The sequence below is a fragment of the Leptospira stimsonii genome (assembly GCF_003545885.1).
GTDB lineage: Bacteria > Spirochaetota > Leptospiria > Leptospirales > Leptospiraceae > Leptospira > Leptospira stimsonii.
Window position 1 is genome coordinate 92,804 of sequence record NZ_QHCT01000001.1, and the last position, 26,223, is coordinate 119,026.

25 protein-coding genes are annotated in these 26,223 nt (G+C 43.2%); 14 read left to right on the top strand and 11 right to left on the bottom strand.

Annotated features, from left to right (window positions below; translation table 11 throughout):
- Nucleotide 1 precedes the first annotated feature (1 nt).
- From DLM75_RS00410 to DLM75_RS00420, 3 genes are read left to right on the top strand one after another with little or no spacing between them, the layout of a single operon-like run.
- Nucleotides 2–793, top strand: coding sequence for a hypothetical protein (locus DLM75_RS00410; protein ID WP_118966607.1), 792 nt, complete (start codon nucleotides 2–4; stop codon nucleotides 791–793).
- Nucleotides 793–2,592, top strand: a complete 1,800-nt coding sequence (locus DLM75_RS00415) for a TrkH family potassium uptake protein (RefSeq protein WP_118966608.1) — start codon at nucleotides 793–795, stop codon at nucleotides 2,590–2,592. Before DLM75_RS00410 ends, DLM75_RS00415 begins: the two co-directional genes overlap by 1 nt.
- A gap of 12 nt (nucleotides 2,593–2,604) precedes the next feature.
- Nucleotides 2,605–3,318 carry a potassium channel family protein gene (locus tag DLM75_RS00420; RefSeq protein WP_118966609.1) on the top strand — a complete coding sequence of 238 codons (714 nt, stop codon included), beginning with the start codon at nucleotides 2,605–2,607 and terminating at the stop codon, nucleotides 3,316–3,318.
- Here the strand turns inward: DLM75_RS00420 and DLM75_RS00425 are convergent.
- Nucleotides 3,303–4,289, bottom strand: coding sequence for an aldo/keto reductase (locus DLM75_RS00425; RefSeq protein ID WP_118967895.1), 987 nt, complete (start codon nucleotides 4,287–4,289; stop codon nucleotides 3,303–3,305). The genes DLM75_RS00420 and DLM75_RS00425 overlap by 16 nt on opposite strands.
- A 298-nt stretch (nucleotides 4,290–4,587) precedes the next feature.
- Between DLM75_RS00425 and DLM75_RS00430 the strand changes: the two genes are divergently transcribed.
- Nucleotides 4,588–6,207 carry an exonuclease gene (locus tag DLM75_RS00430; protein ID WP_118966610.1) on the top strand — a complete coding sequence of 540 codons (1,620 nt, stop codon included), beginning with the start codon at nucleotides 4,588–4,590 and terminating at the stop codon, nucleotides 6,205–6,207.
- Nucleotides 6,208–6,209: 2 nt separating this feature from the next.
- Here DLM75_RS00430 and DLM75_RS00435 read toward each other — a convergent pair whose 3' ends face one another.
- The 3 genes from DLM75_RS00435 to DLM75_RS00445 are packed head-to-tail and all read right to left on the bottom strand — an operon-like array spanning nucleotide 6,210 to nucleotide 7,421.
- Nucleotides 6,210–6,497, bottom strand: coding sequence for an acylphosphatase (locus DLM75_RS00435; RefSeq protein ID WP_118966611.1), 288 nt, complete (start codon nucleotides 6,495–6,497; stop codon nucleotides 6,210–6,212).
- Entirely contained in the window at nucleotides 6,481–6,936 is a 456-nt protein-coding gene (locus DLM75_RS00440; protein ID WP_118966612.1) for a globin domain-containing protein, read from the bottom strand. The genes DLM75_RS00435 and DLM75_RS00440 overlap by 17 nt, the downstream gene beginning before the upstream one ends.
- Entirely contained in the window at nucleotides 6,933–7,421 is a 489-nt protein-coding gene (locus DLM75_RS00445) for an RNA pyrophosphohydrolase (RefSeq protein WP_118966613.1), read from the bottom strand. Before DLM75_RS00445 ends, DLM75_RS00440 begins: the two co-directional genes overlap by 4 nt.
- 580 nt (nucleotides 7,422–8,001) lie before the next feature.
- Here DLM75_RS00445 and DLM75_RS00460 point away from each other — a divergent pair.
- On the top strand, nucleotides 8,002–8,433 hold the full coding sequence (locus tag DLM75_RS00460) for an SET domain-containing protein (RefSeq protein WP_118966615.1): 432 nt from the start codon (nucleotides 8,002–8,004) through the stop codon (nucleotides 8,431–8,433).
- A gap of 3 nt (nucleotides 8,434–8,436) precedes the next feature.
- On the opposite strand, the gene DLM75_RS00465 is transcribed toward DLM75_RS00460, so the two are convergent.
- Nucleotides 8,437–9,486 carry an alpha/beta hydrolase gene (locus DLM75_RS00465; RefSeq protein WP_118966616.1) on the bottom strand — a complete coding sequence of 350 codons (1,050 nt, stop codon included), beginning with the start codon at nucleotides 9,484–9,486 and terminating at the stop codon, nucleotides 8,437–8,439.
- A 211-nt stretch (nucleotides 9,487–9,697) separates the two neighbouring features.
- Between DLM75_RS00465 and DLM75_RS00470 the strand changes: the two genes are divergently transcribed.
- The gene (locus DLM75_RS00470; RefSeq protein WP_158586421.1) at nucleotides 9,698–10,207 is read left to right on the top strand and encodes a DUF1564 family protein; all 510 of its coding nucleotides are present in this window, start codon (nucleotides 9,698–9,700) and stop codon (nucleotides 10,205–10,207) included.
- A 28-nt stretch (nucleotides 10,208–10,235) separates the two neighbouring features.
- On the opposite strand, the gene DLM75_RS00475 is transcribed toward DLM75_RS00470, so the two are convergent.
- The 3 genes from DLM75_RS00475 to DLM75_RS00485 all read right to left on the bottom strand — a co-directional run bounded on the left by DLM75_RS00475 (nucleotide 10,236) and on the right by DLM75_RS00485 (nucleotide 12,340).
- A complete protein-coding gene (locus tag DLM75_RS00475) occupies nucleotides 10,236–11,024 on the bottom strand; it encodes a glycerophosphodiester phosphodiesterase (RefSeq protein WP_118966618.1) in 789 nt (262 codons plus the stop codon).
- A 19-nt stretch (nucleotides 11,025–11,043) separates the two neighbouring features.
- Nucleotides 11,044–11,853, bottom strand: coding sequence for a hypothetical protein (locus DLM75_RS00480; protein WP_118966619.1), 810 nt, complete (start codon nucleotides 11,851–11,853; stop codon nucleotides 11,044–11,046).
- 103 nt (nucleotides 11,854–11,956) lie between these two features.
- Nucleotides 11,957–12,340 (bottom strand): phasin-related domain-containing protein, encoded by a 384-nt coding sequence (locus DLM75_RS00485; protein ID WP_118967896.1) that lies wholly within the window; start codon nucleotides 12,338–12,340, stop codon nucleotides 11,957–11,959.
- Between the two features lie 208 nt (nucleotides 12,341–12,548).
- Between DLM75_RS00485 and DLM75_RS00490 the strand changes: the two genes are divergently transcribed.
- Both DLM75_RS00490 and DLM75_RS00495 read left to right on the top strand, forming a co-directional pair.
- Nucleotides 12,549–13,208 carry a hypothetical protein gene (locus DLM75_RS00490; RefSeq protein WP_118966620.1) on the top strand — a complete coding sequence of 220 codons (660 nt, stop codon included), beginning with the start codon at nucleotides 12,549–12,551 and terminating at the stop codon, nucleotides 13,206–13,208.
- A 249-nt stretch (nucleotides 13,209–13,457) separates the two neighbouring features.
- Nucleotides 13,458–13,880, top strand: coding sequence for a hypothetical protein (locus tag DLM75_RS00495; RefSeq protein WP_118966621.1), 423 nt, complete (start codon nucleotides 13,458–13,460; stop codon nucleotides 13,878–13,880).
- 6 nt (nucleotides 13,881–13,886) lie between these two features.
- On the opposite strand, the gene DLM75_RS00500 is transcribed toward DLM75_RS00495, so the two are convergent.
- From DLM75_RS00500 to DLM75_RS00510, 3 genes are all read right to left on the bottom strand, one after another.
- Entirely contained in the window at nucleotides 13,887–15,098 is a 1,212-nt protein-coding gene (locus tag DLM75_RS00500) for a serine hydrolase domain-containing protein (protein ID WP_118966622.1), read from the bottom strand.
- A 215-nt stretch (nucleotides 15,099–15,313) separates the two neighbouring features.
- Nucleotides 15,314–17,221: a motility associated factor glycosyltransferase family protein gene (locus DLM75_RS00505; protein WP_118966623.1), complete on the bottom strand. Its 1,908-nt coding sequence runs from the start codon at nucleotides 17,219–17,221 to the stop codon at nucleotides 15,314–15,316.
- Nucleotides 17,222–17,244: 23 nt separating this feature from the next.
- The gene (locus DLM75_RS00510) at nucleotides 17,245–19,053 is read right to left on the bottom strand and encodes a penicillin-binding protein (protein WP_118966624.1); all 1,809 of its coding nucleotides are present in this window, start codon (nucleotides 19,051–19,053) and stop codon (nucleotides 17,245–17,247) included.
- Between the two features lie 334 nt (nucleotides 19,054–19,387).
- Here DLM75_RS00510 and DLM75_RS00515 point away from each other — a divergent pair, with 334 nt between their 5' ends.
- The 6 genes from DLM75_RS00515 (at nucleotide 19,388) to DLM75_RS00540 (ending at nucleotide 26,200) form a co-directional block, all read left to right on the top strand.
- Nucleotides 19,388–19,936 carry an RBBP9/YdeN family alpha/beta hydrolase gene (locus tag DLM75_RS00515; RefSeq protein ID WP_118967897.1) on the top strand — a complete coding sequence of 183 codons (549 nt, stop codon included), beginning with the start codon at nucleotides 19,388–19,390 and terminating at the stop codon, nucleotides 19,934–19,936.
- A gap of 267 nt (nucleotides 19,937–20,203) precedes the next feature.
- Nucleotides 20,204–21,232, top strand: a complete 1,029-nt coding sequence (gene hrcA / locus DLM75_RS00520; RefSeq protein ID WP_118966625.1) for a heat-inducible transcriptional repressor HrcA — start codon at nucleotides 20,204–20,206, stop codon at nucleotides 21,230–21,232.
- A 14-nt stretch (nucleotides 21,233–21,246) separates the two neighbouring features.
- Nucleotides 21,247–21,885, top strand: a complete 639-nt coding sequence (gene grpE, locus DLM75_RS00525) for a nucleotide exchange factor GrpE (protein ID WP_118966626.1) — start codon at nucleotides 21,247–21,249, stop codon at nucleotides 21,883–21,885.
- 34 nt (nucleotides 21,886–21,919) lie between these two features.
- Entirely contained in the window at nucleotides 21,920–23,854 is a 1,935-nt protein-coding gene (gene dnaK, locus DLM75_RS00530) for a molecular chaperone DnaK (protein WP_118966627.1), read from the top strand.
- 128 nt (nucleotides 23,855–23,982) lie between these two features.
- A complete protein-coding gene (gene dnaJ, locus DLM75_RS00535) occupies nucleotides 23,983–25,107 on the top strand; it encodes a molecular chaperone DnaJ (RefSeq protein ID WP_118966628.1) in 1,125 nt (374 codons plus the stop codon).
- A gap of 124 nt (nucleotides 25,108–25,231) precedes the next feature.
- The gene (locus DLM75_RS00540) at nucleotides 25,232–26,200 is read left to right on the top strand and encodes a Gfo/Idh/MocA family protein (RefSeq protein WP_118966629.1); all 969 of its coding nucleotides are present in this window, start codon (nucleotides 25,232–25,234) and stop codon (nucleotides 26,198–26,200) included.
- Nucleotides 26,201–26,223: the final 23 nt, after the last annotated feature.

Genomic DNA, 26,223 nt, shown 5'->3' on the forward strand with positions numbered 1-26,223 from the left:
CATGCCCAGATTCCAGGAAATCCGTAATTTAACGGCCATTCTTCTGATTCTTTCCGTCATAAACCTGAGCGGATTGTATTCCCAGAGTCAGAGCGACTTTGCGGATCCGTACGACTTCAATCTTCGAAATTATAAGGATTCTCCCAATCGTGACGGTTATCAGGAATATACGATTCCTCCTGCTTTTAAAAAACCGGTCCTCGTTTCTCCGAAAAACGCACAAGTTCCTTTCGAACCTCCTTTTTCTACTACGGGCACCGGAGGTTTGAGACGAACCACCAATCCGAACGTGGAACGAGGACAGGAAAATCTCATCAATCCCCTCACCGGCGAAATCAATGTGGAAGCGATTCTTCAAAGACAAGCGCAACAATCGGAAAGAAAAAAAAGACAGAACCAAGTTTTCGAAGAAGAGAAATATACGGAAACTACGGCGAGACGATTTTCAATCATCTTCTTTATGACCCTTCCGATCACTCTCGGTATCGGATACGCGATCGCTTCTTCGGCAAAGATTCATGGAGTTCATAAATTTCAAAAGACCTTCGGCGGTTCCATATTTATTTTTACTTTTGGTACGAGTCTCGCCCTCGCGAACGCTTGGAAGGATATGAAAGAATTGGAAGCGGATAGAAAAGAAAACGAACCCGCTTCTCCTCCGGTGGAACCGACATCGCCCGATTCTCTCGGATTTGGAAATTCGGTTCCGATCCCGATATCCGGCTCCTCCGCTTCCGTCGCTCCGGGTCGAGAATACAAAATCGATATCACACTTTTTAACGTTTCTTTCTGATGAAATCGTTTCGGGAAAGTTTCGAAGATTTTCTAAAATTCCGTCATAACGCCGCGATCCTTTATCACGAATCCATTCAACCTATATTAAGAATTTATTATTCTCTTTGCGGAATCGTTTCCTTAGGACTTTTGATTCTCATTTACGGTTTTTATTATCCTCACGAATGGACTCACTGGATTCGACTTCTCGTCAACGGAATCGTAATTTCCTTAGTTATCTACGAGGCACTTTCTTTTCTTTTTGTTCTCGGAAACTTTACGGATTATCTCGTAGCTCACAAAACGGAAGTTATCGTAATCTCTCTTCTCGTTTTTCAGGAACTGATCAGCAAAGAAATCTATGTTCTTCTTACGTTCAACTCTTTGAGCGGAGAAGACGCAAGTTTGGCGTTTCTTTCCTTGAGCCAGATTTTTCTTTTGTTCAGCAATTTTTCTCGCCTGATCCGTAAAACGGATCTCCTCAATTACAGACAAATCAGTCCCTCTTTCGTAATCACAGGTAGTTTTGCCATTCTTATCTTTCTTGGTACGATGGCGCTTTCCCTACCAAGAGCACAGACGACGTCGATTCACACGATCGACGTTTTTTTTACGGTAGTGAGCGCCGTCTGCGTGACGGGTCTCAGCACGATCAACGTAGCGACTCAACTGACCGGAAGTGGACAAACGATTCTTATGGTTCTGATCCAGATCGGCGGACTTGGACTGATGACCCTCACCGTTTTTTTCGCCATCTTTTTGGCGGGGCAAGTCAGCGTTACCAATAAGCTTCTCATCAAGGATCTCTTCAGTCAGGAAACAGTGGGAAGAGTTTCCTTTATCCTAAAGCAGGTCGCAATTCAGACGTTTCTGATCGAAGGACTCGGAGCCTTGTTCATTTTTTTCTGGTATCCGGATCCGTCGCAAACGGCTCTAAAAGATAGAATTTTCAACTCCCTTTTTCACGCAGTGAGTTCTTTTTGCAACGCCGGGTTCTCCGTCTTTCCCCAAGGGTTTGAAACCGGCTGGATGCTCGACCAAAGAAAGTTCCTTTCCGTGGTTATGATCTTAATCGTGTTAGGCGGACTTGGATTTCCGACGGTAAATCATTTGATCCACTGGGCTTTTAACACTGACAAACAGCGAAAAAGAATGGAACTCGGGGCGAAACTCATTCTTACTGTTTCATTAACGCTCATACTACTGGGTTGTCTTTCTTATTACGTTTTAGAATACAAAATCACTCTCGCGGGTTTGAATGAAACGGATAAACTATTTCATTCCCTGTTCTATTCGATCAGCACGCGGACAGCCGGTTTTAATACATTAAGTATTTCTAAAATGGGAACGCCAATGGTTTTCGTTTCCCTATTTCTTATGTGGGTGGGAGCCTCTCCCAATTCCACCGGAGGAGGAATCAAAACGACGACTCTTGCGGTTTCCGGTCTTCACCTTTTCAATCATATACGAGGAAAGGAAGAAGTGGAAATTTTCGGAAGAAGAATATCGTCCGGTTCCGTGTCCAGAGCCTCGGCAGGAATTTTAGTTTCCCTCTTTCTCATCTTCTTCGGAATTTTCGTCTTAACGATGACTGAAAAATTCGAATTCTTAGATTTGTGTTATGAAGCCGTCTCCGCATTCGGAACTGCGGGACTTTCGAGAGGAATCACTCCCAACCTGACTTCACCCGGCAAACTGATGATTTGTCTGATGATGTTCGGAGGAAGAGTCGGGATGTTAACGATTCTCATCGCGTTCGTTCCGAAACAAAAAACTTCCGGCCTAAGATATCCGGAAGAATCCATCATCGTCGGATAGGGCAGGAAAACAATGGCCGTAAAAAGAAAAAACAAAACTCATAAAAAAAGAATCGCCGTCATCGGCTTGGGAGAATTCGGAAAATCTCTCGTTATCTACTTAAACGAAAACGGACATGAAGTCACCGCAATCGATAAAGACATCAAGACGATCGAAGAAATCAAGGATCACTGTGCGCTCGCTGTCTGCGTCGACACGAGCAACAAACAATCTTTGGAAGAATTGGATTTAGAGGATATGGACGATATCGTAGTCGCCTTGGCTGAGAACTTCGAATCTCTGATCACGACCGCTTATCATCTCAAAGATATGAAATTAGAATCTTTGCATATACGATATCATTCCGAAATCAATCGTAAGATTCTACAAATGATCGGAATCGAAAATCTTTTCAATCCGGAAGAAAGAGCCGCCGCTTCGATGGCGGAACAACTCAGCTATCAAGGCGTAAAAAAAGCAACATTGTTAAGCGAAGAATACAGTCTTTTCGAAGTGGAAATTTCTTCCCACCTTTTCGGGAAAAAACTGAAGGATTTGGGTTTGAGAGAAAAATATAAACTCAACCTTGTGGCGATTCGAAAGGCAGATTCCGACAACAAAAATCAACGGGAAGGAACGATCATTCTCCCGGAATCCGGAACCGTATTCCAAGAGAATGAAATTTTAATTCTATTCGGAACCTCCGAAAGTATCAAAAAATTTACGACCGCTTATCCCATCGGATAAGGAATCTCCTTTGAAACTTCGTCGATTTTTTTGAGAATATCATCGGATAAAATCACGTTCTGAGCCTTAAGAATCTCATCCAATTGTTCCACAGTGTTCGCACCGACGATCGTGGACGCAACGAAGTCGTGTTGTTTGGACCAAGCGACGGAAAGAACCGTCAGAGACATTCCCGCCAATTCTGCGACCGTCAATAACTTCTCTGTCGAAGCCAAGGTCCCGTCGTTTAAAAAACGATTCGCCATCTTTCTTTGTCTTTCGCCGGAATTAATATAACGACTGAATCGTGCGTTCTGCGGAGGATTTGGAGAATTGTATTTTCCAGAGAGCACACCACCTGCGATCGGAGAATACGGAAGTAAACTCACACTTTCTCTACGACAGATATCGGATAACGCGTCCTCAAATCTTCGATTCAGAATGCTGAAATTATTTTGAATGGATTCATAACGTGCGAAACCGTATCGTTCCGAAACGGAAAGACTTTTCATCATTCCCCAAGCCGTCTCGTTGCTGTTTCCGATATAACGAACCTTTCCTTCTTGAATGAGTTCGGTTAGAACTTCAAGAGTTTCCTCGTATCCGAAATCGTGATCGGGCCAATGGGTTTGATAAAGGTCCACAAAATCGGTGCCGAGACGTTTCAGACTTCCTTCGATTGCGACTCGGATATTTCTTCGATCCAGAGCCGTTTTTCCCTCGCGAACCGGCGGAGAAAACCAACCATGTCCGGGACCACAAACCTTGGTCGCTATAAGAATCGAATCTCTCGATTTCGTTTTGAGCCATTTGCCGAATATCTTTTCCGTTTCATGCACATAACTAGCGTCAGGTGGAACGGGGTAAATTTCGGCCGTATCGTAAAAGTCGATTCCCGCGTCATATGCACGGTCCAAAATTCGGAATGCTTCCTTTTCGTCACAACTAGAACCGAAGGTCATCGTTCCCATACAAATTTCTGAAACAACCATTCCCGATTTTCCCAATCTTCTCTTTTTCAAGTATTCTCCCCCAGTATACAAAGACCTATAATCCGTTTTTTAAAAGTCGGAGCAAGTCTTATCGAATTCAATCGTAACGATTCAAATCATTCTAATCTTTGACCTTTCGGGAATTTGGAAGGTCATTTCAAAAGGAATGCCGCATTAAAAAAAGTCCCGGAATGAAACATAAATTCTTCGAATCGGTTTTTTTTGCTATTCTCGATTTATATGTAGTGTAGAATCTCTTCACCTTTCGGTTTGAAATTCGTCTTGTGAGGTTGAGCGTTTGGAGAAAGAATCCCTATACGACCATGAGAAATACGAAAATCTCATGCCGACCTATCTATATCTCAGAAACGAGGCGGACGCTACCGATCAGGAAGCGATCTTTTTAAATCCTAAAGAAATCGAACTTCTCTATCAGATCAGAAACCATACTACGTTGGAAGGATTCTTTTCCGGAAAAATTTTAAAGGTCTGGAAAGACGAAGGATCCAAACCGATCTATATAAACACTCTCAAAAAATTGTCCGACATGAATCTGATCTTCGCATTCCCGGAGTTCAAATTTCTCCCCGAAACGAGTCAGCTTACGGTCGGTATCTGTTTGATTTCAGAAAAACAATTCAAACCTTCCAATCGGGAAAACCTAAAAGAAATCTATCTCAACAGTTTAAGCAAGTCTTCCTTCGCGATCCAAAATTATATCTTAGGTTGTGAGCCGTTTCAGATCAGCGAATTAATTTCCATTTTCGAATATCTAATCTCGGGAAGCGCGTCTACGTTCGTAAGAGATTCTTTCGATATCAAAAAATGGATCCATTCCTTTACGTTTAGTGAACTTCTAAAAGAAGAAACGATCAAAGATTCGATTCAGATCATCTTCGAAACGATCCACGAGAACGAACATATCGCGGTCACAAAAACGACCGGGCTTTTTCACGTCGCTGATGATCTTTCAGGAAAGGCTTTCGACATTCTCAAAAGTTATTATCTCAATCAATTCTCAAAACGTCTCAAAGAAAAATATCAGACCGCTTGGAATCTAATTACGGAGCATAGGAAGGAAATCGTAATCGATGTAAACTACTCCGGTTCGATCTCAAGTATGGAAGAAAAATTCGTTTCGGAAGAATTGAAGATCATCGGCGAAAGTTTGGGAAATCTTGAACCGGAAACGTTTAAGGATTTTCTAATTCTCGCGAATTATATTTCCCGAAAACACGACCATCTAAAAAATCTACGATCGTCCGCGGAAGAATTAAAATCGATCAAAATGTTAAAGACGATGATGTCGATGAAAAGCGACGCCCTTTCACAGTTTGTAATGATCAACCTGGATGAAGATAAGGAATTTTCCTATTCGATTGTCGACAATCTGAAAAGGGATCCGGATTGTATTTCTTGTGATTGGTATGAGAAGGGAAAAAAAATCTCGTGTATCTGCCAGAAAAAAGAGGAAACGATTCTCAACTTGATACATGTGATGATCGAAAAATATTCCTACAAAAAAGACCTCGTAAGAATCTTCCTATTCCTTTTGAAAAAAGAAAAAAACGAATTGGCGGCTTATTACAGAAAGAGCGATTTTAAAGAAGCAATCTTAAAACTCAAATACGTTTGTTATAAGGAAAATCTCTCTTGGTTTTCCAAGATCCTAAGCTTTTTAGGCGCATTCGGTTTTTTGGAATCGTCTTTAGAACATGAAGAATCGATTATACAATTCGAGCAACTTACGCGTGAAATCGCATATAAGGAAAATCGAAAGAAGTTATTGGATAAGGTTCGAGCGGAATGGCTCATCGAAGCGGAAACCGAACCGTCTGTGACGGAGGTGGAAGAAACTTCTTCGAAACCAGACTCCAAACGATCGGTGAACACTGCGATTGCAAGAGGTGGAAAATAAAACTACTTCTTGATTTCGAAGGTTCTAAAGTTTCCTTTCGCTTCTTCCCAATGGATAACCGCTTCCTTTACCTCGGATCCTTTCGGTCCTCTCTGAATCGCTTTGTAGAGATCTTCGATAAACATTTTATCACCTTCGACCACGGTTTCCACTTCTCCTCCGGGAAGATTCTGGGTAAATCCGCTGAGCCTACATTCTTGGGCACGCTGAAGAATATAATAACGAAAGCCGACTCCCTGCACTTTTCCTCGGACCAAAATTTTTGCTCTTACGTTATTCTTCGATGCCATTCGACTCCTCCGTCTTGTTTTCCAAGTTCACCATCCATCCCGAAAAGTCTTTCAGAAAACTCCAGAGAATTTCCTTTTGTACAGAATCCGCCTCCCAACCGTCCAAGGCCTTACGATAACAGGAAAGCCAAACTCTTCTTGCCTTTTCATCGATCGGAAAAGGAAGATGTCGAGCCCTCATACGAGGCGGCCCGTAATTTTGAGAATAGAGCGGTGGACCGCCCGTCACTTGGATGAGAAAGTCCGCGGACTTTGTTTTGCTTTCTTCCACGTTCTTCGGAAACATAAATGCGATCGAGCTCTGTGGAATCTGATCGTAAAAATCAGAGACGAGTTTTCGAAGGGAAAGCTCTCCCACGGCGTTAAAAACGAGCTGAAGGCCCGGCACAGGACCGGGAGGTCCTCCTGGAGGGATAAAAAAAGAACGTTCTTCCGTCATGATTTCGTTTTCATTTTCTCCAAATAAGTCTGAATCTTAGGACCGAAGTCCTTTACGATTTTATAATATACATCTTTTTTAAACGGAACCACGGTTTCCAAAGTGTTTTCAATCGGAATAAAACGGACGGATTCGAATTCTCTTTCGTGAATATCCAAGTCACAGTCTGCGGCTACTCCGTCCCAAAAGATCAAATACCATTTTTGAAGTTGTCCCCTGTATTTCTGAAGATGACGATTGAGAGGAAGATTCTCGGGAAAATCATAAGCAATCCAATCCGGATATTCCGAAACGATCTTTCCGGAATCGATCCCGACCTCCTCGTGCAATTCGCGAAGCGCGGCGGCTTCAGGGTCCTCATCTTCGTCGATTCCTCCTTGAGGGAATTGCCAGGAACCGAGAAAATTGAGCCTCTCTCCGACCAAAACCTCTCCACGGGAATTGAAGACGACCATCCCGACGTTCTTTCTATAAGGTTTTTCCATACGAATAAGGTCCACTTCGAGCATTCATCTGACAAGAAGTTTTAATGAGAGACAAATCAAAGTTTGTCGATCGAGAGTTTGAGAAGAATGTTTTGAAGACGCCGTTTTTCAGAATACTCGGAGAAACCGGAATGAAACACCGATGACTTAAGTCTTGTCTAAATTCTACACGCTTTACGTTTTATGAATATCCCCAACTCGAAGCAAATAAAGAAGCGAGTGATTCCCGACTTTGAATGAAGAGAAAGGAACTCCTTGTTTGAAAAAGATTCTTTTCAACCTGCAACATTTTTTATGGAAAGAGACGGAAATCCGCAGACCGGAAAAAAATCGAAACTCGAAATCAACCGTTCGATTCGATGAGAAGAAACGATCGAATTCTAAGATAAATTTTTTCCAATCCATTGTTAGAACATCTAAGATAGAATCCGTACGATCAGCTCCTTTGAGAATCAAAGGTTTAGAACCGTTGAAGATGAGTTTTGAAAGGGGTTACAAGAATTCAGTTGCAAATTTTATACTCTCTTGGGAATGATACTCATAAGCCATCCTTTTCTTTTTAGGAGTTTGAGTCTCAAAAATGCAATTACGTAAGAAGTCTTCACGTTCCCGTATCTTTAAGGAAAAGGATTTTGAAATTAAGTCGTCATCGATTCCCGGAATCGGAATGGGTTTGTTCCCGAAAGAAAACGTCAACAAAGGCGATACCATCGGATATTATACAGGCAAGATCCTGACCGATCGAATTGCGAATTCCTCCAAATATTGCGAATCGAAATATCTGCTTTGGATCTGTAAGGATCACTGGATCTACGGGGAAGGCAAAGAAAGTAATTATACCCGCTTTATGAATCATAGTACAAAACCGAACGTAAAGTTAGTCGTATCGGTTCGTTGGAAAACCGCGAGGTTTGAGGCGATTCGAAAAGTGAAAGCCGGAGAAGAATTGTTCTTCGACTATGGAGACGAATACTGGATCAATACGGACATCGATCCAGTGGAAAGAAACTAAATTCTACGCTTTTGCGGCCGCGTGTTTAAAGAAGAACGCAAAGCCGTTTAAGAGCTGAAAGATCGAAGGAAGCGTTTTCAATGTGATTCCAATATCTCCGTGAGAGATCAAAGGAGTCAAAACCAACTTCGATCGATTTGCCGGAAGGTCCCTCTCCAACAAACGTTCCAAAATCAGAGAAGATTCGGAGGCAGGGACAACGTTATCCTCCACTCCATGAATGAGGGAAACGTGCGCTCTCAAATCCTCCAATTTATTATAAACCTGAAGGTCTTGGAGAAAGGAACGAAACGGTCCCGCGTTCTGAACGATTCGGTTCCAGATCTCCGAACGATAGTTTCGATCTTCTTTGAGCTTTCTAAAAATTTCTCGATTGGCGGGCTGTAAGCTTTCTAAAACTTTCGGTAGTTCCGGACTTTCCCGAAGAAAACTTCCGTCCAAGATAGACGCGTGAAGCGCTCTTCTTACTTCTTCATTCTCCCCGATTCCAAAATGAACGAAGTTCCAAAGAAGAATCATTCTCCCGTATTCATCCGAACCTTCCGCCGACATGAGATAATCAAGAGTCGTCTGAACGTTTCCATAGGCGCCGATCGTACAAATGGATTTTACTCTTTCTCCGATCGTCGGAGTCGCGGCCGCGATCAAACCCATACTCGCTGAAAACGAAGGAGCGAATAAGGAGATTCTACCATCCGGACAATATTCAGGATTCGAGGAAAGATTGAGAATCAGACCTTTGATCTTTTCAATACTCTCGAGACGGATCTTAAACTCGCTGATCTCCTGCATCTGCGGAGAAAAGACCAAAAATCCGCAAGAGGCCATTCCGCGACAGACCGCTTTGAAACGAGGATCTTGATTTCCAAGATAGGCCATCCCGTTGATCGCAAGAATCGCCCCTTTGAAAGTTTTTCTTTTTTCCGGAAAGAATTTAAGAATTCCTACGGTTTCGTTTCCAAGGGAAAGTTTGAATTCTTCTTCTAGAATTCCTTTCGTGGAATTATTCTTCGTATTGAGCGCAAATTTGAGAGCGGAGAAAAAATGATTCATAAAAACTGTTTGGTCCTTTTTGAAAATTTGACAGATATCCGTTGGATTCGAATTACGATGAGGTTACAATTCAAATTTGAAGAAGGAATCGAGCCTCTTTGTATTCTGAACAATACTTAGTTAGATGTGTTTTTGTGTCCATTTGATGCAAAAACATAATTTTTTTTCCCAAAGTCCGGATTCTTCAAAACTCGAGAGAACCGTTTTGAATATGAGGAAATTCATTTTTCAGAGCGAACCGAAGATTACTTCTAAGATTCGGGAATTTCATTCCGAAGCCGAGACCATTCTGATCCCGGAAAAGTATTTAGAGAATTTATCGGCGGAAGAAAGAAGCGCTCTTCCTGAGAGGATCCGATCTCTCGTGAAGAAATATGCAGTTTTTATTTCTTCCATGAGGAGATTGAATTCGAATGCGGGAAAAAGGAAATATCAGAAGAACGTCGGTAAACTAAAGAGAGTGAACGTGAGAATGAAAACCGGAGATTGGTTACTCCTGGGAACGTTGGCGGAAGCTCACGGGGTTTCCCGTTGTTTCCTCCTGAATTTTCTTTTGTATCTCGAATCGAAAGAAGTCGGTATCTCGCTGAGAAAGTTTTGGGTGGGACAACCCATCGACCACAAGGTCTACAGCTTCATCTGGCAATTAGAACGGTCGCAAAAAAGGATTTCCCGTATTCTCAGGGTAACACCGAACCCTCTCGAAGCGCCGCCTTCCTAAAAAAACCGTCCAAAGAAAACATAAAAATCTAATATGCTTTCTTTAGAAGCCTCCTCATGTCCTTCGCAAAATTTGTAAAAAGACCGTCCGCGCCCCGATCCAAAAAACGTTTCATCTCATCGACTTCATTCACCGTATAAACGACCGACAAAAAATTCTTCTCTTGAATCCTTTTCAGATTCACTTCCTTCGCTTCTTCTCTGGAAGGATGAATGCTCCATGCCCCGATCTTCTCGGCAAAAACGATCGCCTCTTCCAGATTCCCGCTTTCATCATCCCCGACCAAAACGCCCAGTTTAATCTTAGAATTAAAATTACGAACCCTCTCCAAACATTCCCAAGAAAACGAGGAAATCACGATTCTCTTTTCAAGTCCATTCTTCAGAACTAAATCCAAAACTCTCTTTTCGATGGAATCTTCTCTCATCGGAAAATCCATACCAGTGGATTTGATCTCGATATTCAAATCCGTCTTGGATTTTCGAATCAGACGCAAAACTTCTCTTAGAAACGGAATTCTTTCCTTCTTGAATTTTTTAGAAAACCAAGAGCCCGCGTCCAATTCGCTTAATATTTCCGAATCGAAATTTCGAACGTTCCCGACGAGTTTTGTCGTTCGATCCAGATCGTCATCGTGGATCACGACCACTTCCCGATCTTCCGAAAGAGTCACATCCAATTCGATCAAATCCGCCTTTGCATCGATCGCTTTTCGAAAAGCGATCATCGTATTCTCAGGAAACGTTCCGCTCAAACCCCTGTGAGCAAAAACGAGAGGTCGACTTAAATCTCTTCGATCTTTGATTTTTTCGATCATCTAAGAAAAATCTCTTTTTTCAAAAAGCGATTCCAACCGCGAGATCAAAACCCGCATCGGAAACTTTCCCGGCGTGGTCCCGTTTCAATTCTTCTTTTCGAATCCAGTAATCTTCGATCGTAGCAGAACGATTTCCATATTCTAACGTATTGAGAGAAACGTTTTTGTGATAACGACCGAAGGTTCTCACGACGACCTCGAAGCCAAAGAAGAATCCGGATTCGAACTGATGACGGACTCCGATTCCTGTTCCCGCATAATAGCGAGGACCGTAATCAAAATTCACTCTTTCGTTTTGATACGATTGCCCGCCTCGCGTATCGATAAATTGGTCATGTCTCGTGTTTCTCATAAATTCCCCTCCGACCTGGACGGGAATATAAACGGAAGAATCCGCCAAAAAATAATTCAGAAAGATTCCTCCACCCGCGTTTTTCGATTCTCGGTCGGATTGTCTTGCGACTCCGTAACCTAAAAAGTAAGAATATCTGGAATCAAAGTCTCCGTTCACTTGACTCGAGTTCTGATAGTATTGAATTCCGATCGTCACTTTTTCCCAGGCGTTCCAACCTAAAATCGCAGAACCGTAACCTGGAAAATAGATTCCTCCAAGGAAGAATTTTTTCTTCATTCGAATTTCCTTTTGAGAAAGAGACGTTTCTTTCGTTTTTCCCTGCGCTGGAGAATCGAGATTCTTCGAATCCGAATCTTGATTTTCAGAAGAAGAATGTGCAGGAACAGGAACGATATTTTGTGAAAATAGGCTTTGAACGGAGAAGAAGAAGCCGGCTAAGAGAAAAAGAAGAATCCATCGATATCGAATGCTCATAGGTGAGAAAGTGTATCGACAGGGGAACGATTGTCAAGAAAGGAAAGAAGAAAGGGTTCAGGCGGGTTTCAACCCGCCCGAGAGGGAAATGGGAACTCGATTCTTATTTAGAAGCGGGTGCTTTTCCGGAAGTAGTGTTTTTAATCGCTTCAGCCACTTCGTTAATTTTAGCTTTTACAGCTTCAATTTGGCCTTCAGGGATTTTGTTTTTGATCTCTTCGGTGATTTTGTTGTAGTTTTCGATGATCTTAGATCTGGTTTCTTCGTAGTTTTTTCCGGCTACAGAAGACACTTCTTTGATGTCGTTGAGAACTTTATCAACAGTCTCGCGGATTTTGACAGTCGCTTCAGAATTGTCGGAAGCTCCTTTCGTAACAAGCTCCAAATAGGTTTTTTCGAGATCAGCTTTCGCTTTACCCAGACCTTCTTGACCAGCTTTGATGAGTCCAAGACCCGCATTCAGAACATCTAGAATTTGCTTTTCCATTCGATTTTTCTCCTTGAGATCGATTCTTTTGTGCATCGCACAATCCTTTTGTATTGCGGTGCACAATTTCCGTCAATCGAAAAAAAGAAAAAAATTCGAAAAATAGATCTTTTGTGAAAAACTTTTATATCTCAGGGCTTATAAAGAGTCGGAACCGATTCCCAAGGAAGCGGAATCCATCCAAAAAACAAAGACCTGAGCAAATACAATGGAACGTAAATTCTTCGGAATCGGAGTGATCTTTCTTTTCCTTTCGGTGATACAGTGTTCTCGGAGCGAGAACACTGTTCCTCCTGTTCTCTCTGCTCTTCTCCTTCAAAATGTCTCGATTTCCTCGCAAGTCAATGCACACTCGTTTACCACCGTTCGTGAAATGGACGAAAACGGCGTTGCTCTTCCTTGCGTTCCCAATTCTACAAATCCAAAATCTCTTACTCTCAAGGGAGACGAATGGATGGCCGGCGGTGGGATTCTCGTTTATATTAAGAACGAGGAAACAAGTGAAAACGTACCTTTGTTATTCGTTGAGGACAATCTACCAAAGTTTCAAACCGTTATCGGAAAACGGTATCTGGCTTATCTGGAATTCTTTATCGATGGATTCAATAACACGGAAATCGACGGACAAGCTTTGATCGTTGAATTCGTTGCAAAGGAAAAAGACGAAATCAGTTTTTATGTAACTTCTCAGAATGCCGGACTTTTCGTGAATGGAAAGGCTCACGAGTCCAACTTACATTACGCACCCGTCGGACAAAACACGCTCTGGAATACTCCGGAAGAACGAGCCCAGGCAAGAAGAAATAACTACAATCTTTACGGCGGTGACAACTCCGTATTGGAATACGTATTCGATTTGAATCCTTGATTCCATACGAAGCATTCTTGCCTGGAAAATTATTTTTGAGAAGAATCGGAACAAAATTCTCAAGATCAAAACGTTTCGGAGGTGCTTCGAACGATTTCATCTCGAAGTAAAATTCCAAAGCTATGTATTGTTCCGTTTGAACTCGTTTACAATTCGGGTATAGAACTCGAAAGCGAATTATATCCTGGGATTCAGCTTCTCGAGGATTGAATTGACGATCTTCCAAATTGTTCCACTTTCGGAACTTCTATGAAACGAGTGGCTTTCCTTATCTTTTTATTCTTCGTTCAATGTGGTCCCGCATTTCTTCCCGAGCCGACAAAGGAAAAAGTCACGCGAAAAGATTTAGCAGGTTCTTGGGAATATTTCGCCGATTACCGAAAGACAAGAATCGTCTTGGACTTGAAGGCAAACGGAACATTTACGCAGACGATCGAACGCTCCTCGGATTCAAAACCTCAAATTCAAAAGGGCAGATGGGATATCAACGGTTCGGATTTAAAAATCAAAGTCTTAAAACCGAACCGTGAAAATCCATTCGATCCTTGGGTTCTAGACTGGGCTCACTGGTGGATCGTCGAGAGCACTCGAGAAGGTTTCAACTTCGCCATCTCGGGAGCCGCCGATGATAGCGACCCGGACAATTGTTTCGAATTCGAGCGAATCCGTTGATCCATATCACTGAAGCAAAGGAGGAATAAAACGTTTCGCATCTTGTCCAAAAAACAAAGAAGTCGAATTCGGTTGAAGTAAAGAAAAAACGCTGAAAACATTCGTGTTGAAGTTATTCACTCCGACAACCGCATAATAACCTGCATTCCGATCGATCCAAGGATAGAATCCGTTCGCACCAAAACTATGATAGACGATATCCAATTCACAAGTGCTGGGAACATCCGGAGTTGAACAAAATCTCCAGTTCCCGAGACCGTAATGCCAACGATAACCAAAAGCCGCAAATTGTGAATATTCGATCGTAGTCTGAGATTGATACTGATCGCTAAAGAGTTCTCGAATTAACGCAACTCTCGAACCACCGGTCAATATCGCAACCGGAGCTCCCGTTGCGGGAGTATAAATTCCGTCGTTGATCAACATGTTGAGAATTTTAGAATAATCCACCGCGTTGATAAATAGACCGTAGGCGCCGGCCAAACTTCCGTCACCGGACTTGCTCGTAATATCCGCATACCATTTTCCATTGTCCGGATCGGTTGCGGAAAAATTTAACTTTCCCGCGGCCGCAAATTCAGTATCAAAGATTTGTTGCCAAGTCTGACCTGCGGCGATTTCCGCCATTCTTTGTGCAACCGCCATATGAAAAGAATTATAATAGAATACGTCACCCGGCGCTTTTAGAGTTTGTGTAGAATCTCGTATCGAAGTAACGCAGTTATTTTTATCAGTGGCACTAGCGCCTGCGGGAAGAGTAAAGATACAACTTTTACTTTCCGCGCTCGGCGAACTCGGGTTGAGTCCGGAAGTAAACGCAAGAAGTTGTCTGAGCTTGATCTGCCCTTTTACACCGGTCCATCCGAGCCTTGTTCCCGTTGTTTCATCCAAACTCATCAATCCTTGATCTACAAGTCGTAAGATCAAAGATGCGGTGACCAACTTCGAAGCCGAAAAGATCGGTCCTGTTTTTGTGGAGGTCAAATCACCGGTTTCCTTTAAATAAACGCGAGTTCCATTCTTCTTAAACACCTGAAAAGAAGCTCCCGTTTTGGAAAGAGAAGCCATGTTCGAAAAACATTCATCCAAGGAAGAACAACCGATCAAAGCCCTCGCCGCGATAAAATCCTTTGTTTTATCGTCCTCCTTCGGATTACAATTCATAACAAAAATAGCAAATGCAAATAACGCGAACGTCGCAAAATTCAGAATCCCCATAGTCCCGCCTCTTTATTTTTTGGAAAAAAAGAATCGATTTTAAATTAGAATCAACAAAAACTCGAATCGCTCGGATAAAAAATGACCCAAGTGAACATTTGTTCATATTTGTTAAGCGACAAAGAGTCAGATTCTTATAAGAATTCCAAAAAGGTGGAATGATATTTTTTGAATATTCTTCTCCGAACGAGACACGAAGGGTAATCCAAGAAGAATTAGGATTTAGAAAGCTGAACGATCGTTTTTGAAATGAGTTTAGAATGAAGAGTGCAGGCGTCTTCCAACCCTTGATACAAAAGAAGGCTTTTTTTGGCGATTCCCAGTCTTTCATTTTTCTTCTCTTCCAAAGTTAAGCCGCCTTCATACCCTTCCGTAATCATAAGAACCGTTCTTTGAATGCTCATTCCTAAAATTTCAGTGAGTCCTTTTCTGGAAGAAACTTCCTCGTCGATCCGATCCATTTCTTTTAAGCTCTTCAGAATCTGATCCTTAAACCGATCTTCGGATTTGATCTGAGAATAAAGACGATCCGAAAGCACTTTTCCCTTTTTGACCTTTTCCGAAAATCCTTTGAGCTGTATGGAAAGACTTGTTAGTTCAGAAAGAATTCTTTTCCGAAGATCGATGTTTTCGAACCCGATCGAAGTCAATGTGCCATCCTTAGATTCACAGAGCCTTTCGATTTTCTCACGCACCGATCCAACAACATCGAAATTACATTCATTATTTTGAATATATTCCGAGAATTTTGGATTGGGAATTCCTTCCAAGACAACGCCTTCCCGTCCGAGGTTAAACCATGGATTTTTTTTGGGATGGTCTTCGAACCATTTCTTAAAGATCATTAGTTTTTCGTTGGTTCGAATGGTTCCGCCTTTTAAGGAAGGAGCGTGTTTTACCGGAAGAGCAGTCATCTGTTTGTGATTGTGATATTCTCTTCTTAACTTTCTACTTTCGATATAATTCAGCCTTTCTTCTAAGACCGCACCTTTGCAGTGAGCGAGTTTATCCGGAAAGGAAAGATCTTGTCCTACTAAAAGAACATTCTTCGCTTCCATCCTTTCCGCAAGACTGACCGCGTTTGTGGAAACGGAACCGCCGAAATCGATGACTCCGATTTCTTCTTCCGGATTAGATGAAAGAATCTTGATCAGAGGAAACGGTGATGAAGTAAAAAAACCGCGCTTAAATTCTCCGGGCAAACGAAGCGAATGATACGAAGAAGTCGGATCGAAAACGATTTTTGCTTTTCCGTTATATCCTTCCAGATATTTGGAATTGAGCGCTTGTGGATCCACGGAAAAAACCAGGTCGGGATCGATTCCCGAGTTCCAAAGAACCATCAAAGCGGTGTCCACGGAAATGATCACATAACGTTCTCTGTAACTTCGAATTTCTTCCAAGGAAAGAAGAAGGGACGGACCCGCCCCACATACGAGAACATCAACCTTCCCTTCGCAGATTCCAAACAAGGTTTTGATCGGTTGCATTCCGGAAAGTGCGGGAAGATTGGTGATGAAGTTCCGAGTCCAGATTCTTTCAAAACGAGTGAGCGTGGAAATGTTTACGTCCTTCTTATGAAAAAAACCTTCCGCGATAAATCTCAATTCTTCATAGGATTCTTTTTTCCATTGGTTGCTTCCACGATGTGCGATAAAACTGATCGGGAATCCGGAAATTCCGCGAAAAGCGGCATAAAGATCCTGTTCGAGGATTGGAGATAGTAAGATTCGCAAAGAACCGGATTTTATGAATTCGGAATAATCGAAATACGAAAGCGCATAACGTAACACGATCGCCTCCGCCTCCATCCAGACCGTCGTCACGTTCTTCCGTTTCAAACTCTCTTGAATGGAATAACCGATTCCCGCTCCGAAAAAAAGAAAAACCCTTTCTTCGTCCTCTTTTTTCAAACCTTCGAGAAGACGTTTGGATTCGGTGACCGGATCCATAGCGCTGTGGAGAGAAATCCCATCTGCGACCAAAATCGGAAATCCCGTCTTGGAAGTTTTGACTTCCAGTTTTCTTTCGGATTGAAGAATTCTCTCTTCGATTCCGGGTGAAACTGAAGACAAGGCTTTCAGATTTTTTAAAAGGACGGATTCGTCTGAAGAAGTATTCATTTTAGGATTATAGAATATTCTATTTACTTAAAATATAAATTCAGTCTTCCGTCGCCGATCTTTTCTCCGGCGCTCGGCTCTTGTTGATAACAAAATCCGCTTCCATGAAATTTCACCGGAACTCCCAGAGGCCTCAATATTTCCAGGGCTTCTCTTTTGCTTTTTCCCAAGAGATCGGGAACTTCTCCCGGTTCCACAACTTTCAAATTCTTTCTTTGAAAACGTTTGAGAGAAACGTTGAGCGTCTTTTCCCCTTGTTCGATGATCGGAATGATATTTTCCACCACCTCTTTGAAAACGGGCGCCGCAAGCCCTCCTCCGGAATGAGTTCCTCCTTTCGGTTCGTCAAAAAGAATCAAGCCTACAACCTTGGGTCGTTCTGCCGGAAAGAATCCGAGAAACGAAGCGGACCAAAGACCTTCTACATAACCTTTTCCTGATACGGCTTTTTGTCCGGTTCCGGTCTTTCCCGCGATGGAATACTCTTGAATGTAAGCGTTCTTACCGGTTCCGGATTGAACGACTCGGGTCATCGCTCTCAAAATTCTTTCGGTCGTATATTCTCGGATTCCGATCGGGGTTTCCTGAGTTTTGAATTCGTGAAGAATTTCTCCGTAAGAATCGCTGAAGTGAGAGACAACTCTTGGCGTCAGCATTCTTCCTCCGTTGACAACCGAAGCGGCGGAAGCCACGAGTTGAATCGGAGTCACGGAAACACCTTGTCCGATCGCCATAAACATCGTCGTGGCGGGAGTCCATTTTTTCAAAGGAGGAAAGTAACCGACCGATTCGTTCGGTAAGAATCCGGTCTTTTCTCCGAATTGAAACTTCTTCATATAATCGTAGAGAAGAGGTTCCGGAATTCTTTGTGAGGCTTTGATGATTCCGACGTTGCAAGAGTATTGAAGAATTTCTTCCAGGTTCAGATGCCCGTGCGCGTCCGTACATTTGATTCTCGTTTTACCGAGTTCAATATAACCGGGACAGTGAAACTTCTCGTCAGGACGTATTAGATTTTCATTGAATAGAATGGAGGCCAAGAAAATTTTCATCGTGGAACCGGGCTCGTAGACGTGACGGATCGCCCAGTTTGTATGAGAATCTTCTCCGGATTCGTTGTACTGGTTCGGATCGAACGCCGGAAACGAAGCGGAAGCCAAAATTCTTCCGGTATTGATTTCCATAAGAATCCCGATCGCTTTTTTGGATCCGGTTTCTTCAAAACGTTTGCCGAGAGCCTTTTCAAGTTTGTATTGAATCAAACCGTCGATGGTAAGATGCAAATTACTTCCACGAGAAGAATCCGATTCCGTCGGAGTCATGAGGTCTTGGTTGTATTGCACTTCCAAACCGGAGAGCGCGCGATCGTCGTCCATTCCCGTAAACCCGACAAGACTCGAAGCAAGATTTCCGTGCGGATAAACTCTTTTGTATTCTTTTTCTCTTCTTACACCCGGAAGAGAAAGATCCATGATCTTGTTTCCGAGGGCTTCGTCGATTTCCCTCTTGAGGAGAAAGTAACGGCTCTTTTCCCGAATCATCGCTTCGATTTTTTCGGGAGACATTTCGAGATAAGGCGCGAGTTGAACTGCGGTGAAATTCGGATCGTAGATGTTTGCGGGATAAATTCCGATCGTCGCGGAATCAACGGTCATCGCGAGTTCAATTCCTCGGCGATCATAGATCGCACCTCGCATGACCCGATCTCCGGTTTTGAGGACGACTTCTCGTTCGTTCAGAAATGTAAGAAAGACGACTCTCCCGATGAGGATCAAGAAAAGAAGACAGATAAAAGAAAATAAGATCGTGAGCCTTGTTTTGCGGGAATTCATTCTCTTTTAGTAAGATCGACGGAAGACCGAAATTCGGAAAGTGTTGTTTTCCAACTTATGGAATTCTATAGAATTCTGAGATTCCGTTTACCATATAAGAATATTTTCTGTTTTAACGAACAAGAAGACTTGACAAGGAAAACGTAGGAACTCCTATGTTGAGCGGAATTCTGTGAGAAAACGGCCGAAGTCCGGGGATCCTCCGAACCTTCTTTTTTTGGTCGGAATTTCGTCCAAAACCGCTTCTCGACGAAAGCGCACGTTTTCCGGAAATCCAGATTCTCCGTTCTCTGGAGAATCGAACAAAAAAAGACCGAACCATGAGAAGACAACAATGCGAACCTTTTTGATTCCCGGGATTTCGAATTCCGGTCCAGAACACTGGCAAACCCATTGGGAGAAACTTCACGGATTCAAAAGAATTCAACAAGAGGATTGGGAGAATCCGCTCTATTCCGTTTGGGAAGAAAGTTTGGTCCGACAAATCGAAAGGACGGAAGGATCGGAGAATTCAATTCTCATCGGTCATAGCCTCGGCTGTCTTTTGATCGCAAAAACGCTCGGTCGACTTTCGAATCGGATTCGGGGAGTTTTCTTGGTCGCGCCTCCGGACCCGAATTCAAAGGTCTTTCCGAAAGGTCTGGAAGAATTTGGGGAGTTCCCGCAAAAACCTCTGGGAACCCAAGGAGTTCTCCTCTTCAGCGAAAACGATCCGTATTCGAAAACCGAGTTTTCTGAGAATCTGGGAAAACTCTGGAATCTCGAGACAATCAATCTCGGAGAACTCGGACATATCAACGCCCAATCTCAACTCGGGAATTGGGATCCTGGGTTTCAAATCTTCTCGGCATGGGTTCGGTCGATTTCCGAAATCCGGATCTAGGTCGAAGTTCCGACCTTTCGTCCCTTTTTCAAAAAAATCCCAGGAAAAGGAAGAATGCTCCAAAACGGAAAATCACCTGTTTTCCACTCCAAAATTCCTTCCAAAAAACGAATTCTTCGCGCACTCTTCCGGGCAGATTGCTAAAATTTTTTCGATTTTTTTGCCCGGAAGTCACTGAACGACTTTCTTCCTTGACATTTTTATCCCAAATTCGGAAACTTATTGTATGGATTAGCACTCTAACATTCAGAGTGCTAAAAAAGAAGCATGGATCTCTCTGACCGTCATAAAAGAATTCTGAAAGCCCTTGTAGATGAGTTTATTCTGGAGAATCGGCCCGTTGGTTCGAAGACGCTCTTTGATAAACACGACATCGGACTTTCTCCGGCATCGATACGCGCCGTTCTCAAAGACCTGGAGGATTTTGGTTACCTTGCTTCTCGGCATACATCCGGCGGAAGAATTCCTACGGAAAGAGGATATCGATTCTACGTCGATTCCCTCGTAACAATGTATGAACTAACCCTCAAAGAAAAACAAAGAATCCAGGAAGAATACCTGAAGATGCAGTTTAAATTGGATCAGATCCTCAAAGCTACAGCCTCGGTCCTCTCTTCCTTGTCCAACGCTGCGGGAATCGTAATCGGTCCTGCGAAGAATTTGGACACACTGAAACATTTAGAACTCATCCACGTTCATGGGGACGAAATTCTTATGATTCTCGTAATGAGATCGGGAACCGTCCTCAATAGAAATTTTTTCGTGGATCAAAATTATTCGCAAGAAGCGCTTTATCAGATCTCGAAATATCTGAACGACAACTTGCGAGGATATGATATATTCGAAATTCAGAATACAGTGGTCCCGAAGCTGATGGTACGAAGAGACGGACCGGAGGATTTTACGAGAATCGCTCCTCTGATTTCTTCGGCGATGACTCCGGATAATTCCGAAGTCACCTTGTATATCGACGGATTTAAGAATCTGTATTCGAATTTTAGAGACGAGGAAGAACAACTTTCACAAGTGCTTTCTCTTCTAGACGACCAAGGATTCTTACGAGGATTCTTTTCGGGACATATCGACCAAGACGGTGTTTATACGATCATCGGAAAAGACGGAGATCAGTTTATGTCCGGAGTTTCGATCATCACTTCCAACTATAAGATGGGAGAGAAAAAGATCGGAGCACTGGGGATCATCGGACCGCAGAGAATGGACTATAACAAAGCCCTTCCTCTTGTGGACTTCACATCCAAACTGGTTTCGGAGATGGTAACGCGCATTAGTAAATAACGGGAGAAGATTCGATGGCCAAAAACGAAAACGTAGAAAACAAATCTTCCAGAGAAGAAAAGGCCGAAGAGAAAAATTCTCAAACAGTAACATTAGAGGAAACGAAAGTAGAGAACATGAATCCTGAAGAATCAACACAATCAACGGCGCAAACCGAAACGGTAGAACCGGAAATCACGCTTCAAATTGAATTAGAAACCGCTAAAAAGGAAATCGAATCCTTAAAGGATTCGTGGGCGAGAGAAAGGGCAGAGTTTCAGAACTTCAAAAGACGTTCCGCTCAAGAATTCGGATCGATCCGAAAAGAAGCGGTAAAATCTCTCGTTACGGGATTCTTAAATCCGATCGATAACCTGGAACGTGTCGCGACGACTCAGACAACTTCGGAAGAATTAAAACCTTTCGTGGACGGAGTCGCGATGGTCCTAAAGGAATTCTATTCCATTTTAGAAAAATCGAATGTAGTTCGCTTTGATCCGAAAGGAGAATCCTTCGATCCGATGTCGATGGAAGCGCTTTCTTCTGAAGAAGGGGATCAATATTCGGAAGAAACCGTAATTGAAGTTTATCAACCCGGTTACTTCTATAAGGAAAACGAAGAGAAGTTCGCGCTTCGACCTGCAAGGGTTCGGATCGGAAAACCAAAGGCATAATTAGAATCTCAGGGAAGTATAAAGGAGCACAACAATGTCCAAAGAAAAAATCATAGGAATCGACTTAGGAACCACAAACTCGGTCGTTTCCGTCATGGAAGGTGGAGACCCAGTCGTTATTCAAAACTCTGAAGGAGCGAGAACGACTCCTTCGATCGTAGCATTTACAGCAAAAGGAGAAACTCTGGTTGGGCAGTTTGCGAAAAACCAGGCGATCACCAATGCGGCAAATACGGTCCGTTCTGCGAAACGTTTTATCGGACGCAGACTGAGCGAATGCGAATCCGAGATGAAACACGTTTCTTACAAGGTGGTTCGTTCCGGAAACGAAGGCGTAAAGTTTGAAACTTCCGCGGGAGAATTCACTCCTCAGGAAATTTCCGCACGCGTCCTCATGAAAATGAAACAGACCGCGGAAGACTATCTCGGCCACAAAGTTACGAAAGCAGTAGTTACGGTTCCTGCGTATTTCAATGACGAACAACGTCAAGCGACCAAAGACGCCGGAAGAATCGCCGGACTCGAAGTGGAAAGAATCATCAACGAACCGACCGCGGCCGCGCTCGCCTACGGATTTGATAAGAAGAATGTAAATTCTAAAATCGCCGTATACGATCTTGGTGGAGGAACGTTCGATATTTCGATTCTTGAACTCGCCGACGGAGTCTTCGAAGTAAAGTCCACGAACGGAGATACTCACCTCGGTGGAGACGACTTCGACATGGCGATCATGGAGTGGATGATTTCCGAATTTAAGAATCAAACCGGAATCGATATTTCCGCGGATAAGAACACCGTACAAAGATTAAAAGAAGCCGCAGAAAAGGCGAAGATAGAACTTTCGGGAACGATGTCCACGCAGATCAATCTTCCGTTCATCACTGCGGATGCATCCGGTCCAAAACATTTGGACATGACTCTTTCGAGAGCGAAGTTCGATCAACTTACAAAGTCTCTTGTAGATCGTACGAGAATTCCTTGTGAAAACGCGCTTCGTGACGCGGGACTAAAGGCTTCTGAGATCGACGAAGTGATTCTTGTGGGTGGATCGATTCGGATTCCAGCGGTTCAAGAACTGGTAAAACAGATCTTCGGAAAAGAACCGAATAAATCCGTAAACCCGGACGAAGTCGTAGCCGTTGGAGCCGCGATTCAAGGTGGAGTATTAGCGGGAGAAGTTTCCGACGTTCTTCTTCTCGACGTAACTCCGTTGTCTCTTGGAATCGAAACCCTCGGTGGTGTGATGACCAAGCTGATCGAAAGAAACACAACGATTCCAACAAAAAAATCGCAAGTGTTCTCGACTGCGGCGGACAATCAGTCTGCGGTTTCCATTCACGTTCTCCAAGGAGAAAGAGAAATGGCATCCGCGAACAGAACTCTCGGTCGTTTTGATCTGATCGGAATTCCACCCGCACCAAGAGGAGTTCCACAAATCGAAGTTACGTTCGACATCGATGCGAACGGTATCGTTCACGTATCCGCGAAAGATCTTGGAACGAGCAAGGAACAAAAGATTCGTATCGAATCTTCTTCCGGATTGTCCGAAGATGAAATTCAAAAGATGGTGAAAGACGCCGAAGCTCACGCGGCGGCTGACAAGGCTCAAAGAGAAGTTATCGAAGCGAAGAACGAGTTAGACACTCTTGCTTATTCTTTGGAAAAAACCGTGAACGAAGCCGGAGATAAAATCGCCGAGAACGAGAAACAACTCGCGACCGACGAAATCAAACGCGCTCGTGAAGCGATCGAAAGCAATGACAAAGCAAGAATCGAATCTGCGAAAGCATCGATTTCCAAAATCGCATCCGACATCGCAACGAAGATTTATTCTCAAGGAGCTCCAGGTTCGGAACAGCCAGGTGCCTCCTCTGGAGGACCCGGACCGGGGGCTGGAGACAATTCCGCCAACAACGGGGAAAAGGTCGTCGACGCAGATTATACTGTAGTGGATGATGAGAAAAAGTAAAAACTTTGAGTAATCAAACCCGCGTTCGGCCGCAAGGACGAACGCGGGTATTCTCAAGGACATCGAAGGTGTTGAATTCGCAATCAAACTTACCCAATAAGAATCAGCGCTTTACTTGGAATTAAACAATGAGTGAAAGAAGTTACTATGATATTCTTGGAGTTTCCAAGACGGCTAACGACGAAGAGATCAAATCCGCTTATCGAAAGTTAGCAATCAAATATCACCCCGACAAAAACAAAGGTGATAAGGAATCCGAAGAAAAATTTAAAGAAGCCACGGAAGCATATGAGGTTCTTCGCGATGCGAAAAAACGTCAGGCCTATGATCAATTTGGAAAAGCCGGCGTTGGCGCAGGTGGAGCCGGATATGGGCAAGGGGCTTATACTGATTTTTCCGATATCTTTGGAGATTTCGGGGATATCTTCGGTGATTTTTTCGGAGGCGGACAAGGTGGTGGACGTTTCGGGGGAAGCGGAAGAAGATCCGGTCCGCAGAGAGGATCCGATTTACGCTACAACTTAGAAGTATCGCTCGAAGACGCCGCCTTAGGAAGAGAATACAAAATTGAAATTCCAAGATTGGAATCCTGTCCGGACTGTAGCGGTTCCGGTGCGGCGAAAGGAAGTTCTCCAACGACATGTGGCGATTGTGGAGGTTCCGGTCAAATCCGAAGAACGCAAGGTTTCTTTTCCGTAGCGACCACCTGCCCTACTTGTAGAGGAAAAGGAACGACGATTTCCAATCCATGCAAATCTTGTAATGGACAAGGTCTTCAAGAAAAAAGAAGAACCATCAATATAAAAATACCACCCGGAATCGAAACCGGTTCCAGATTAAAAGTTTCCGGAGAAGGCGAAGCTGGACCTAACGGCGGACCACACGGAGATCTCTACGTAGTAACTCATATCAAAAAACACGAGTTATTCGAACGCCAAGGCAACGACCTTATTCTTACACGAAAGATAACCTTAGCGCAAGCCATCTTGGGTGCGGAGATCGAAGTTCCAACGATAGACGGCAAAAAGGCCAAGATGAAAATTCCGGAAGGAACGGAATCAGGGCAAGTCTTCCGATTGAAAGGACATGGGATGCCGTATCTTGGAGCTTACGGAAAAGGCGATCAACACGTTATCGTAAGAATCGAAATTCCAAAAAAGATAACGCGACGACAAAGAGAATTGATCGAAGAATTCGCGAGAGAATCCGGCGAGAACATCCCCGGTTCCAAGGGAAAAATTTTCACAAAATAAAGAAGAACGTAAGCCTGAAAGATTCGATTCAAAAAAAAGAACTTCAGGCTGTTTTTTATTATCAGAAGACGCTCGGGAATTCCCCGAAGAACGCAGAAACAAGCGTAAGAGAAAAGGATAAAAAATGACAGAAAGAGTAAAACTAGGCGTGATCGGAACCGGACACATGGGTCAATATCATGTGAACGTAGCAAGAACTCTAGGGGATGCAACTCTCGTAGGAATCTACGATGCCGATTTAGAAAGAGCCAAGCAGATGGCCGAGAAACATAAGACTTCTGCATTCTCCTCGTTTGAGGAATTAATTCTAAAAGTAGATGCAGTCATCATTGCAGTTCCAACCTTCCTACATCATGATATAGCTAAGAAAGCCTTGGAAGCCGGCAAACATGTATTAGTCGAAAAACCCATCGCGGAGACGACCGAACAGGCAAAGGAATTAGTAAAGATCGCCGCCGATAAAAATTTAGTCTTACTGGTTGGTCACGTTGAGAGATTCAACGGAGCTGTATTAGAATTAGGCAAGATCGTAAAGGATCCGTTACTGATCGAATCACGAAGATTGGCTCCTTTCAATCCAAGAATCAAGGACGTCGGAGTCGTTCTCGATATGATGATCCATGATATCGACATCGTATTGAACCTTGTCAATTCTCCGGTAAAAAAGTTGTCCGCATCCGGAACGAAAGTTCAGTCGAATCACGAAGATATCGCCAACGTATTACTAGAATTTGAAAATGGATGTCTCGCTAGCATTACAGCTTCTCGAGCAACTCAAGCAAAAATCAGAACATTAAACATCACTCAAAAAGACGTTTATATTATGTTGGATTTTACGGATCAGGAAATCGAACTTCATAGACAAGCGACTTCCGATATTCTTCTTTTATCCGAAGAAATCAAATACCGCCAGGAATCGATCGTAGAAAAAATCTTCGTCCACAAAGATAATCCATTAAAACAAGAGCACGAACATTTCATCCGTTGTATCAGAAAAGAAACGGATCCGATCGTGAATCGGAATTCGGATGTTGCAACGTTGGAAATTGCATATAAAATTCTTTCTGAAATTCATGGAACGTCTAAAAGATAGGAACGGTCTAAGATCGGTTAACA